The 12,342-nt window shown below is 68.4% G+C and carries 8 protein-coding genes, 1 tRNA gene and 3 pseudogenes; 2 read left to right on the top strand and 10 right to left on the bottom strand.

The window, feature by feature from the left end:
- The 5 genes and pseudogenes from AC30N0_RS15020 to AC30N0_RS15000 form a co-directional block, all read right to left on the bottom strand.
- Positions 1–404, bottom strand: a 404-nt coding sequence (locus AC30N0_RS15020; protein WP_489518709.1) for a cation efflux transmembrane domain-containing protein, incomplete at its 3' end; no start/stop codon positions are given.
- A gap of 183 nt (positions 405–587) precedes the next feature.
- A pseudogene (locus tag AC30N0_RS15015) lies at positions 588–953 on the bottom strand (DUF932 domain-containing protein); the annotation flags it as partial.
- Between the two features lie 331 nt (positions 954–1,284).
- Positions 1,285–2,426: pseudogene (locus AC30N0_RS15010) on the bottom strand (IS110 family RNA-guided transposase).
- 115 nt (positions 2,427–2,541) lie between these two features.
- Positions 2,542–2,871, bottom strand: a pseudogene (locus AC30N0_RS15005) (DUF932 domain-containing protein); the annotation flags it as partial.
- A gap of 63 nt (positions 2,872–2,934) precedes the next feature.
- Entirely contained in the window at positions 2,935–3,405 is a 471-nt protein-coding gene (locus AC30N0_RS15000) for a single-stranded DNA-binding protein (RefSeq protein WP_489518708.1), read from the bottom strand.
- A 942-nt stretch (positions 3,406–4,347) separates the two neighbouring features.
- Here AC30N0_RS15000 and AC30N0_RS14995 point away from each other — a divergent pair.
- Positions 4,348–5,514, top strand: coding sequence for a tyrosine-type recombinase/integrase (locus AC30N0_RS14995; RefSeq protein WP_489518707.1), 1,167 nt, complete (start codon positions 4,348–4,350; stop codon positions 5,512–5,514).
- A 54-nt stretch (positions 5,515–5,568) separates the two neighbouring features.
- On the opposite strand, the gene AC30N0_RS14990 is transcribed toward AC30N0_RS14995, so the two are convergent.
- From AC30N0_RS14990 to hemC, 5 genes are all read right to left on the bottom strand, one after another.
- Positions 5,569–5,645: transfer RNA gene (locus AC30N0_RS14990), tRNA-Arg, on the bottom strand.
- 29 nt (positions 5,646–5,674) lie between these two features.
- Positions 5,675–6,922, bottom strand: a complete 1,248-nt coding sequence (locus AC30N0_RS14985; protein ID WP_489518706.1) for a heme biosynthesis HemY N-terminal domain-containing protein — start codon at positions 6,920–6,922, stop codon at positions 5,675–5,677.
- 1 nt (position 6,923) lies between these two features.
- Complete coding sequence (locus tag AC30N0_RS14980) at positions 6,924–8,084, bottom strand: uroporphyrinogen-III C-methyltransferase (protein ID WP_489518705.1); 1,161 nt, start codon at positions 8,082–8,084, stop codon at positions 6,924–6,926.
- Positions 8,081–8,854, bottom strand: a complete 774-nt coding sequence (locus AC30N0_RS14975; RefSeq protein WP_489518704.1) for a uroporphyrinogen-III synthase — start codon at positions 8,852–8,854, stop codon at positions 8,081–8,083. The genes AC30N0_RS14980 and AC30N0_RS14975 overlap by 4 nt, the downstream gene beginning before the upstream one ends.
- The gene (gene hemC, locus AC30N0_RS14970; protein WP_489518703.1) at positions 8,851–9,810 is read right to left on the bottom strand and encodes a hydroxymethylbilane synthase; all 960 of its coding nucleotides are present in this window, start codon (positions 9,808–9,810) and stop codon (positions 8,851–8,853) included. The genes AC30N0_RS14975 and hemC overlap by 4 nt, the downstream gene beginning before the upstream one ends.
- Before the next feature lie 32 nt (positions 9,811–9,842).
- On the opposite strand from hemC, the gene ppc reads away from it, so the two are divergent.
- The coding region (gene ppc, locus AC30N0_RS14965) for a phosphoenolpyruvate carboxylase (RefSeq protein ID WP_489518702.1) at positions 9,843–12,342 on the top strand (2,500 nt) is incomplete at its 3' end.

Here is a 12,342-nt window from a genome sequence, read left to right as displayed (position 1 = left end):
GAGAGGAACGCGGCGCGGGTCAGGCTGCCGCTGTGGTGACGGTACTTGGTCAGCAACAGCGCACAGCCGACGTTGACGATCAGCGCGCCCACACCGGTAATGGACAGCAGCCACGGCTCCGGCGCGCTGGGCTCAAGGAGCTTCTGCCAGGCTGTCCACAGGAATGCGGCAGCGGGGATCATCAGCACGCCGGCGAGGGCCATCCCGGCGCGTGCCTTGTTGCGCGTCGACCAACCCAACGCGACCAGGATCAGAAAGTTGATGGCAGTGTCCTCGAGGAAGTCCACGCTGTCGGCAAACAGCGAGACCGAGCCGATGTGGCGGGCAACGGCGAACTCGACGAAGAAATAAGCCAGGTTGGCCAGGGCAACGATGGCCACCGCGCGACGAAGCTCGACGTCCAAGACTTTCGGCTCTGCCGTCGTGGGGTGATCGGGCCTCGATGCATCCATCGGCGCAGCTTACCGACCGACAACGACACTTATCTTGAGCGATCGGGGGTGTCGATGCGATGCCGTAGCCCACACCCGCCACGATGTGCGCATTATCGCGGGCTACTCATAAGTCCAGTAATGGTGCGCTCACCGTTACTGCACACGCTGGAAGGTGGTCCACAGGCTGGCATCGGTGTCGTCCACTCGGCGTGCCACGATGAGCTGCTCGGCGCTGATCGGAGCCTGCGACCTGCCCTCCTGGGCCGGCTTGTAACGTAGCGCCAGGGCCGCCTTGGCAAACGCCTGCTGCTCGTCCTGCACCAACTGCCGGACCTTCATCGCATCCGTGGATGCCGCCACGGCGTCGAAGTCGTCCAGCACCCGAAAAGCGCCCTCGATCACCTCGCCCTGGATGTCGCCCTTGTGCGGGATGCGGATGTCGTGGGCAACGTCGCCCACGACCAGGCCGTTGCAGCAGACGAAGCGGAACACGCCGGCCAGCATCTGATAGGAGCTGGCACCGTCGTGGCTTCTATGAGGGACCCGGTGTCAAGGCTGTTGTATTTTCATGGTGGCTGGGGTTGCATGCATCTTGATCGGGGGTCGGAGACCTTGAAGGGTCCGAGGCTTAGCTCGATCCAACTTCTATCCGTGCGGGCGACAGGGGCCCACACCTCATGCCGCATGCGTGCCAAGCGCGCTGGCTGGTCTCCAATTACCGATGCGCCCCTTCTGTTTGATCGGCCACTGTCAAGCAGTGACCCGCCACGACGCCGGGCGCATCGACCCATGATCAAGTTGCTGTGATTGACCACTCGAAGCTATTGATGAGGTTCAACAGAGACGTCGTTCAAGATAGTTGTGGCGCTGCCTTCAGGCAAGCTCCCAGAGGGATCTCGCCGTTCTGTAGGAAGCGCCACATCGCAATCGCAAGTCGGCGCGCGAGCGCGACGATGCCCACACGGCGCATGCGCGCGCCCGCATGCGCGAATCGTCGGTTGAACCAGAGCGTCAACGCGCTGGTGGGCTGGCGGCGCAGCCAGCCCCAGGCCTGTTCCACTAGCAGGGCACGCACGCGCTTGTTACCCACTTTGCTGATGCCCTGCTCCGTTTCGCTGCTGCCGCTGGCATAGGGCGTAGGTGCCAGGCCGAGACACCCGGCAAGTTGGCGTCGATTCGAGAATCGCCGCCAACCGAACACTTCGTGCACGAGCACCCACGCACCGGTGGGGCCGATCGCTGCTAGGCGTGTCAGCTGCGACACCATGGGATGCTTCCCGCTCGCCAACTCCCGCCGGCGCGCCAGCTCGATCGAGCGAACCTGGTCCTTGACCAGGTTGAGTCTTGCAATCTCTCGCTCGATCTCCTCGCGCAGCTTCGGTGCAACCTGTTCGCCGTACTTCTGCCACCACGCGGGCCAGTCGCGCCCGGCAATGATGACGTCTGGTCGGACGTTGTGAAGCACGAGCAGCGCGCGGATCCGATTGATATGGGAAGTTCGCTCGTCGTCAGCCGCTGCAGCTCGCGGTGCACACGCCGCGCGTCTTCATCCTGTTCGGTAGGTTCGCGCAGCACCGACCACACATGCTCGCCGCTGTGATGACGCATGAGCATCGTCCGCAGCTTGTCCGCGTCGAGCCGATCGGTCTTGGCCCGGCGCGCGCGCCGGTTCACCTCGATGCTTGAGGCATCGACGACGATGTTGTCCACGCCGATCTGAGCCAGCCATCTGTGCAGCCACCAGCCGTCACGCCCGGCTTCATAGCAGCTATGTACGACGGCGTCCGACGGGGTCTGGAATCGCTCGCTGGTCTTTGCAATGCACTTCGCGATGGCCGCCGTATCACCGGCAGCTACGTCGTAACGACTCGCACCGTGCCGAGCGTCACCGATGCTCAGCTTCCAGCGCTTGTCGCCGAGCTCGAGACTCATGAACAGGTCATCTCGCTTGGTCGCGTGCTCGTCACGGGAGACTGGATTGATCGACTTCATTTCCACACTCCTTAGCTAATCAGAGTTGGCGGAACATGGTTCTATCTCACAAGACCGCTACCTTCGCCAGCTGCTCGTTGGCCCAGGTCTTAGCGGTTTGCCCTCCATAGCATCTGTTGATGAGGATGACCTCGTCGACCTCCGAACGGACCTTGACCTGCCCGGCATGCCGCATCCGGATCATGTGCTTGGTGTATTCGGTCTTGCCTTCGATCCGGCTCCGGCCCTGGGCGACCATGAACGGCTCGAAGCCCTCCTTCTTTAGGCCGCGCAGGACCTCGATCGTCGGGATGTAGGTGTAGCGCTCGGAGCGGCTGGCGTGCTTGCCGGGCGCGAATATGGAAGGTGCGCCCTGGCGCATCTGATCTTCAGACAAAGGGCTGTCGCTGCGCACGCAGAAGGTGTTGCGCGCAAAGCGGGTGGCGAGAGTGGGAGTGCTGTGCATGATGGTCCTCGATGAATGGTGGTGAGTGACACGACGGCGGAGCCGAAGCCCCGCCATGCGTGATCAGAACGGGATGTCGTCGTCGGCCAGTGCTGCCGCCTTGCGGCCCTTGCGCGCTGAGCTGTTGCCCTGACTGGCGGGAGAGGTAGCCGGAGCGGCTGAGGCCGATTGCCCGGCCTTCCTGGCCTCGGCGGTCGCCCTGCTGTCGAGGTAGTCGATCTCCTCGCAGACAAACGACAGGCCGTAGACGGTCTTGCCCTCGGCGTTCTGGTAGTTGTTGTTGCGCAGGCGCCCGACCACGTTGACGTGGCTGCCGGTGCCGAGGTACTCGGCGGCGTTCTCGGCGAGCTTGCCCCAGAGGGTCCACTGGATCGCGGTCGCCTCCTCGTCGCGACTGTCACCCGAGCCCCGCCGGACGTTGGAGATGACGGTGACGGTGCCCTTGGTTAGGGGGCCGTCCTTGCCCTTGACGCTGTCGATGCGGACGGCCGAGGCCAGACGGCCGTTTCTCTGTTCGACTCTGACGAATGCCATGACGTGCTCCTTCGATGTGAAGGCGGCTGGCTTTGCCCCTTGCATTGCCCTGATCCACCTTCTGCTTGGACCTTCTCGTTCCCGCCCACGGGCGGGCGGAGGGTGGGCACGGCCCCTTCCCTCACGGGAAGGGGTGGGGAATGGGTGGTCTTGATCCCGAAGCAGCCGAAGCGGTGGCGCCAGTCACCCGGCCCACCGCGTCTTTTGATCCCCCCACAAGTCCCCCTCGTTCCAGACGGGGGCGCAGCTGGGGGGAGCGCGGTGGGCGACTCCTGCGGTGAAGGCTGCAATGTCGACAAGGCCGGAGCCCACAGCGAACGAGTGACAGCTCGCCTGGCGCGAAGGACGCCGGCGACGGCCGGCCCTGCACCTTGAGATTCGGCGTCACCGCGCCGGCGTGACATCAAGCGCGCGGCTGGTGCGACGGACGAGCCGGATCGATCACAGATCGTTAGGCCCGGCTTTGGGCGTGGCGGGTGACCGGGGTGGCGATCTGACCGGTGCGGAGCACCCGAAGCACCGCGTAGGCGCGCAGCGCGGTCAGTTCGTCAAGCGGGCTCGTTCACGTACCCGTGAAGGGAACAAGCCCGCGATGCCCGGGCACGGGAAGGGCCGCTTTCGCAAAAGTCGGAGACCGATGAATCGGGGCCCTCCATTTCATCGCTGAGAAAGCGTGCGCCGGCAGTAGGCTGACAGCATGAAGAGAGGTCTCTCCTACGCTGAAGCGATGACCTACGTGGGCGTCAAGCGGCGTACCTTTGATCAATGCTGGCGACCACGCCTGACACCCGTGAGACAGGGCACCAGCATGATCTTTGACCGCCATGACCTAGATGAGCTCTTCGAGCAGTTCAAACGCACTGGTGGCACATCGCCAAGCCCGTCTATGGAGCAAAATCTCGGCTGGAACGGACGGCCCTTCGTCGAGAAAGGAGATGAAGAATGGGCCGAAAAGCAGAGGGTATCTACCCAACCAAGAGCGGTACCTGGCAAGTCGACAAGTGGTGGTGCGGAACCAGGATTCGCCATCGTGGCTTCCAAGATTTTCAGGAAGCGGAACGTTGGCTGATCAAGCAACTCGATGAATTACGTCGTAACGCTCTCCACGGAGAGCGGGCTGTCCGTAATTTCGAGCAGGCGGCGGTCCACTATCTGAAGACGCACGAGGACAAGGTCTCACTGGTCACGGATGCATTCCTGCTTCAGGGGCTGATGCCGTACATCGGTGATCTGCTTCTGACGCAGATACATGACGGCACGCTGGCAGCTTTCGTGAACGCACGACTTACTGCCGGAAGATCTCACAAGACGGTCAACAACGCCCTGGGGATCGTCCGGCGGATATTGCGTTTGGCAGCGAGCAGTTGGCGAGATGAGAATGGATTGACGTGGCTCGAGAACGCACCCCTGATCACGATGCTGGCGTTGGTCGGTCACCAGCGAGAGCCGACGCCGATCTCGTGGCAGCAGCAGAAGAAGCTTCTGCCGCTCTTGCCGGATCACCTGGCAAGAATGGCCTTGTTCGTGCTCAACACTGGCGTGCGAGACGACGTCGTCTGCAATTTGCGCTGGGAATGGGAGATCAGGGTCCCGGAACTAGGAGTTTCCGTGTTCGATGTACCGCAGACGCACGTCAAGGGTCGAAAGCGAAGTCGCGTGGTGGTCTGCAACAGCGTCGCACAGTCGATCGTCGAATCGATGCGCGGCCGGCACGACACGAATGTTTTCGTCTGGCGCCGAGAGCGTCGGACTAGAGCCACGCTTATGCCGCAGATGAGCTACCGACCCATCGAAGCCATGAACAACACGGCGTGGCAACGAGCCCGGGCGCAAGCTGGTCTGGAAGGTTTGCACGTGCACGACCTGAGGCACACGGTCGGCATGAGGTTGCGCGAGGCAGGCGTGGGAGAGAGCACGGTAGCTGACGTGTTGTGGCACTCGACCCGGTCCATGACGCATCACTACAGCGTGGCCCAGATCGTCGAGCTGCACGGGGCCCTCGAGCTGATCAAGGAAGACACAGGCCAATGGAACAAGAGCCTGGCGACATGCGAGCGGAACAAGAGGCGACGAACGGGACTGCCAGTCCCCCAAAAGTCCCCCACCTAAGAAAAACGGCCCACGAGCCGAAGCTGGTAAGCCGTTGATTTAGCAAGTAAATGTTGGTGCGGCTGGCAGGATTCGAACCCACGACCCCTTGGTTCGTAGCCAAGTACTCTATCCAACTGAGCTACAGCCGCTAAGCCAGAAAGTATAGCAGCGGGCCTGTTCAGCGAAGGCGTGCGGCGGCCTCGAACGCCCGGGCGGCGCGCTCCGGATCGCCCTCGTGGCGGGCCAGCTCGGCCAGTGCGATCCACGCCTTGCGGCGCGCCGTCGCGCCCAGGGCGGTGTCAGCCGAGGCCTGCTCCAGAAGGGCGCGGGCCTTGCCCCAGAGCCTGCGCTCGGCGAGCGCCTGGCCGGCCGCGAGCGCGATGGCGCCGTCGCGCGGCAGCGCGTTCGATGCCGACTCAAGCCGCGGCAGCCACTCGGCGCCGATGCCTGCAGTCGCCCCGGCCAAGGCTTCGGCGACGCAGATGCGCTCCTCGCCGCCGAGCTCCACGATCCGGTCCCAGAGCGGCCGGAGCCAGGAGCGCGCATCCTCGGCCGCGCCGAGCCACGTGGCGCGCGACGCCGCCCTGGCGGCGACGAAGGGGTCGCGCCGGTCGGTCGGCTCGAGCGACGCCCACAGGCGCCGCAGCTGGTCGAGATCGTGCACCGTCTCGAGCGACTCGAACGCGAGCGAGCGCAGCAGCCCTTCGGCGGCCACCGGCGAGAAGGCCTGGTGCTTGACGAGCAGGCGCGCGGTCTTCAACGCTTCCTGCGGCTGCCGCCCGAGCCGAGCCGCCTGCAGGCGCAGGCGCAGCGCCGACGTGCGCCGCGCCACGCCGAGCGGCAGCTCGTCGAGCAGTTCGGCCGCTCGCGCGGCATCGCGGTCGTCGAGGGCCCACTCGGCAGCGAGCAGGCGCGCACCTTCGCCCGCCGACCGGGCGGCCAGGCTGTGCTGCGACAGATCGAGGGCCCGGGCCAGCTCCTGGTCGCGAACGGCACGGTTCTGCAGGCGATGCGCACTGCCGGCGGCAAGCAGGTGGCCGAGCACGGTGAACTCGTTGTCCTGCGCCAGCTCGGGCGTCTCGGCCTGGATGGCGAGGGCCCGCTGCGCCGCCTTCTGCGCGCGTGCGTAGCGACCGCCGAAGTACTGCGCGAGCGACTCGCGCAGGGCCGCCTGCCCGGTCCGGTCGCGCCGCGCCGTGCGCCACTCGCGCGCCCGTTGCGGCAGGGTCGACAGCGAGCTCACGCCCTGGATGACGCCGACGGCGAGGAAGCACGCGCCGAAGAAGAGAAGCAGGAACAGGTTGAGTGACAGATCGAGCCGCCAGCCGCTCCAGTAGAAGCTCGCCAGCCCGTCGTTGGTGCCGAACGCGGTCGCCGCCACGACGGCAACGGCGAACAGCAGGACGAACCAGATCGCGAGGCGCATCTCAGCGCGGCGTGCGCGAGCCGGCCGCGGCCAGTGCCGCAAAAGTGTCGTCGGCGCGCAGGACGCCCGTCTGGCGCGCCTGTGTCGAGACCTGCCGCATCAGCTCGGTCGCGACCTGCGTCCGCTTCGAGGAGCCGTCGAAGTAGCGGTCGATCGCGCCCTGCACCCAGCGCAGGTCGCTCTGCGCCGACTCGGTCTGCCGCGCCAGCAAGGCGAGTCGCGCGTTGAGCAGCCGCAGCTTCAGGTTCTCCCTCAGGAAGAAGGCCTGCTCGGGCGCGACCAGCATCGCCTCGGGCTGGTCGATGCGGGTCAGGCGGACCAGCGAGCGCGCTTCCGACCAGATGCCCTCGGCGATGACCTGGCCGAGGCGCGTGAGCTCGCGCGGCAACCAGGCGATGCTCGGCCCGCTCGCCGAGGCCGAGGCCGCCGCCGAGGCCGAAGCGACCGCCGCCGGTGCGCTCGCCGACGGCTCGGCAGGGCGCACCCGCGCCGCATCCCGGCGCGGCGCGACGTCCGAGAGCAGCGGCAGCTCGTCGACCAGCCGCACGGCCTCGTCGAGCTTGATGGACAAGGTCGCGACGTCGGCGACGCTGGTGGCGCGGGCCCGGTCGAGATCGCGCGCCACGGCCCGGCGCACCGGCTCCAGACGCGGCTGGTTAGCCCGCAGCAGCCGCTCCTCGCCCTGCCGCAAGGCGTTGACGAGGGGTTCGGCGCTGCCGGTCAGCGCCGACTGCTGGACCGCAGCGCGCAGGTCGGCTTCGATGTCGGCGAGCAGGTTGTCGTCGCGCGAACGCGCCACCGACTGGATCAGTTCCTCGAGCTGGCTGCGCTGCAGCGAGACCTCGTTGAGGCGGGCCTCGAGCAGGGCCGCCTTGGCGACGGCGTCGCGTGCGCTCTCCTGCGCCTGGCGAGCGAGCACGTTCGCTTCGGTGACGAGCTGGCCGCTGTCCTGCTGGCGCCGCACGAGCTCGCGCTCGCTGCTGCGCACGCGCTGGTCGGCGCGCCAGGCGAATACCAGGGCGGTGACGGCGACGATCGCGAGAAGGACCCCGACCGTCACGACCCAGCGCACGGCCCGGCTGCTGCGGGTGGTGCCAGGTGCCGGTGTCGGCATGTAGGCGCGGTCCCCGGCTGCTGCGTCTGGCGTGGGGGCGTCGTTCACGGTCCGATCGATTGTATGCAGGCGACCACGGCATCGAGGCCAGCATCGGCCTCGAAGACGCGGCCGAAACCGGCCTGGCGTGCCCTTGCCGCGATGCGCGGATGGGTCGCGACGGCAGACGCGCCGCCCCAGCGACCGCGACCTGCCGCCTGCTCGAGATGGGCGACCGCCTGCGCGCTGCTGAACAGCCACACCACGTCCGCGGCCTGCGCCAGGCCCTCAAGGCGGGCCTGTCCCGCGGCGTCGAGGGTCGGCACGGCACGCGCGTAGGCGTCGACGCGATCGACGGCGGCGCCGGCCTCGGTCAGGCGCTCGGCGAGCCAGTCGCGGCCGCCACCGCCGCGCACGACGAGCACGCGCGCATCGGCCCAGTCGCGCTCGCCCAGGCGCTCCCAGAGCGACTCCGAATCGAACCGCGCTGCGTCGACCGCCGGAGCAATGAGGGCCGCCGCCGCGATCCCCGCGTCGCGCAGCGCCCGGGCCGTGCCGGCGCCCGGCGCTGCAGCCAGCAGGGAGGCGGGCCAGGCCGAGTCCGCGGGTCGTGCGGCGAAGAAGTGTCGGACCGCGTTGGCGCTGACGAAGACGACGAGGCGGCGGTGCGGCAGCGACTGCCACGCGGCGACCAACGCAGCCGGGTCGGCGACGGGAACGATGGCGATGAGCGGCAGCGGCAAGGCGTCGATGCCGCGGGCGCGAAGCTGCTCGATCCACGGACCGGCCTGCTCGGCCGGACGGGTGACGACGACACGCGCCGGGCGGGCCTCGCTCACCCGGCGGGGGGGCCGGGCGATCGCTCGATGGCCAGACCCAGGTAGGCCGCGGCGCCGGCGCCGACCAGCGCCTCGCCGCAGCGCCGCCCCAGGGCCTCGGCGCCGGCTTCGTCGGCCACTTCGCCGGCGGCGCTGGCCCGCAACAGGGGCGCGGCATGCCGCTCCGGATGGCCGACGAGGGCCTGCAGTTCGAGCCGGCTGCCTCGCCAGCGTGCGTGGGCTGCGAGGGGCATGCTGCAGCTGCCGCCGAGGGTGCGCGAGACGGCCCGCTCGGCGGCCACCGCGAGCTGTGTCGGCCGATGCGCCAGGGGGGCCAGGCGCGCGATCAGCAAACGCGCATCGGCACGGGTCTCGATGCCGAGCGCGCCCTGGCCGGCACAGGGCAGCATCTCGGCGGCATCGAAGCTCGCCCGGATGCGGGCAACGAGGCCGAGCCGGACCAGCCCGGCCACGGCGAGGACGATGGCATCGAAGCCTCCCTCGTCGAGCTTGCGCAGGCGTGTGTCCAGGTTGCCGCGCAGCGGCTCGATGCGCAGGTCGGGACGCAGCGCCGCCAGCTGGACGACACGGCGCAGGCTCGAGGTGCCGACGACGGCGCCACGGGGCAACTCGGCGAGCGAAGCGAAGCGGTTCGAGACGAAGGCGTCGCGCGGGTCCTCGCGCTCGAGCACCGCGGCCAGCGCGAAGCCGGCCGGCAGGTCCATCGGCACGTCCTTGAGCGAGTGCACGGCGAGGTGGGCACGGCCGTCCTCGAGCGCGTTCTCGAGCTCCTTGACGAAGAGGCCCTTGCCGCCGACCTTGGCCAGCGTGCGGTCGAGGATCTGGTCGCCCCGCGTCGTCATCGGCAGGAGGGTAACGGTGGCGCTGTCGTCACCGTCGAGCAGGCCGCGGACATGCTCGGCCTGCCAGAGCGCCAGACGGCTCTCGCGCGTTGCGATGACGATCGGCGCCGGCATCGGAAGATGCTAGCAGGCACGTCTCCTGCATGATGGCCGGGATGACACGCCGCAAAGCAGCACCCGACCCCGCCGCCGAGAAGAACAAGCCCCTCGTCGACGACATCCGGCTGCTCGGCCGCATCCTCGGCGACGTCATCCGCGAGCAGGACGGCCGCGACGCCTTCGATCTCGTCGAGCGGGTCCGCCAGCTCTCGGTCGCATACCGGCTGAAGCGCGACGCGCGCGCCGGCAAGGCCCTCGACCGCCTGCTCAAGGGGCTGAGCGGCGACCGCACCGTCAGCGTCATCCGAGCCTTCAGTTATTTCTCGCACCTCGCCAACATCGCCGAGGATCGGCATCACCTGCGCCGCCGCGCCATCCACGAGCGCCAGGGCCACCTGCGCGAAGGCTCGCTCGCCTTCACGCTGCAGCGCCTGGGCCAGCGCGGCGTGCACGCCGACCTGGTCGCCGAGACGCTGCAGCACGCCTTCATCTCGCCCGTGCTCACCGCCCATCCGACCGAGGTCCAGCGCAAGAGCATCCTCGACGCCGAGCGGGCCATCGCCGAGCTGCTGCTCGCACGCGGCGCGCTGGCCGGCGAACGCGACCTGCAGGAGAACGAGTCGATGCTGCGGGCCCGCGTCACGCAGCTCTGGCAGACGCGCATGCTGCGCACCTCCAAGCTCACCGTCGACGACGAGATCGACAACGCCCTGAGCTACTACCGCTCGACCTTCCTGGTGCAGATCCCGGTGCTCTACCGCGACATCGAGGAAGCCCTGCCCGGCCACGAGATCGCCAGCTTCTTCCGCATGGGCAACTGGATCGGCGGCGACCGCGACGGCAACCCCTTCGTCAGCGCGGCGACGCTGGCCACCGCCCTGGCGCGGCAGAGCGAGACCGCCCTGCGCTTCTACCTGACCCAGGTGCACGAGCTCGGCGCCGAGCTTTCCAACTCGGCCACCCTCATCGAAGTGAGTCCGGCCCTGCAGCAGCTCGCCGAGGCCTCCGGGGACCACAGCGCGCACCGCCTCGACGAGCCGTACCGGCGCGCGCTGATCGGCGTCTACGCGCGGCTCGCCGGAACTCTGCAGTCGCTGACCGGCACCGAGGCCCTGCGCCACGCCATCGCGCCCGGCCGGGCCTACGGCAGCTCGGCCGAGCTGCTCGCCGACCTGCGCACGATCGAGGCCTCGCTGCATGCGCATCACGCCGGCGCGCTGGTCCGGCCGCGCCTCGCGCCGCTCCTGCGGGCGGTGCAGGTGTTCGGCTTCCATCTCGCCACGGTCGACCTGCGGCAGAGCTCGGACCGGCACGAGGCGGTGGTCGCCGAGCTACTGAGCGTGGCCCGCCTCGAGGTCGACTACGCCGGCCTGGACGAAGCCGCGAAGCGCTCCCTCCTGCTCGGCCTGCTCGCCGACGCGCGACCGCTGCGCGTCGTCGAGAGCGCGCGGGCCACGGCCTACAGCGAGGCCAGTCGCAACGAGCTGGCCATCTTCGAAGCCGCCGCCGGGATGCTGCAACGCTACGGCCGCGAGGCCCTGCGCCACTACATCATCTCGCACACCGAGAGCGTGAGCGACCTGCTCGAGGTGCTGCTGCTGCTCAAGGAAACCGGCCTGCTCCTCGGCACCCTCGATGCCGATGCGACGACTTCACTCATCGTCTCGCCGCTGTTCGAGACCATCGCCGACCTGCGCAGCGCCGCAGCCATCATGCGCGAGTACTACGCCCTGCCCGGCATCGCCGCGCTGATGCAGCGCTCCGGCGCCGAGCAGGACGTCATGATCGGCTACAGCGACAGCAACAAGGACGGCGGCGCGTTCACCAGCAGCTGGGAGCTCTACTGCGCCGAGATCGCGCTGGTCGGCCTGTTCGACGAGCTGCGCGCGTCGCACGGCATCGTTCTGCGCCTCTTCCATGGCCGCGGCGGCACGGTCGGCCGCGGCGGCGGTCCGAGCTACCAGGCGATCCTGGCCCAGCCGCCCGGCACGGTGAACGGGCAGATCCGCCTCACCGAGCAGGGCGAGGTCATCGCCTCGAAGTACGCCCAGCCGGAGATCGGCCGGCGCAATCTCGAGACCCTGGTCGCGGCCACGCTCGAGGCGACGCTGCTGCAGCGGACCCAGAGCGCGCCGAAGAGCTTCATCGAGGCGGCGCGGCGCCTGAGCGAGGCGAGCATGGCGGCCTATCGCGGCCTGGTCTACGAGACGCCCGGCTTCACCGACTACTTCTTCAGCGCCACGCCGATCCGCGAGATCGCCGAGCTCAACATCGGCTCGCGGCCGGCTTCGCGCAAGGCGACCCGGGCGATCGAGGATCTGCGCGCCATTCCCTGGAGCTTCAGCTGGGGCCAGTGCCGGGTGGCCCTGCCCGGCTGGTACGGCTTCGGCGCGGCGGTCGAGGCCTTCCTCGAGGCGGCCTCGGAACTCAGCGCGCTGAGCTTCGCCGCCTACCGCGCGCTGGTGTACGAGACGCCGGGCTTTTCGGACTACTTTTTCGATGCCACGCCGATCCGCGAGATTGCCGAACTCAACATCGGCTCGCGCC

The sequence above is a fragment of the Rhizobacter sp. genome, assembly GCF_031412495.1.
GTDB lineage: Bacteria > Pseudomonadota > Gammaproteobacteria > Burkholderiales > Burkholderiaceae_C > Schlegelella_A.
This window is presented reverse-complemented; position numbering and strand designations above follow the sequence as displayed.

What these genes read in the sequence shown, in the direction of transcription:
- AC30N0_RS15000 (WP_489518708.1), bottom strand. Translation starts at nt 3,405, where the DNA reads ATGGCATTCGTCAGAGTCGAACAGAGAAACGGCCGTCTGGCCTCGGCC.
- AC30N0_RS14995 (WP_489518707.1), top strand. Translation starts at nt 4,348, where the DNA reads ATGGGCCGAAAAGCAGAGGGTATCTACCCAACCAAGAGCGGTACCTGG.
- AC30N0_RS14985 (WP_489518706.1), bottom strand. Translation starts at nt 6,922, where the DNA reads ATGCGCCTCGCGATCTGGTTCGTCCTGCTGTTCGCCGTTGCCGTCGTG.
- hemC (WP_489518703.1), bottom strand. Translation starts at nt 9,810, where the DNA reads ATGCCGGCGCCGATCGTCATCGCAACGCGCGAGAGCCGTCTGGCGCTC.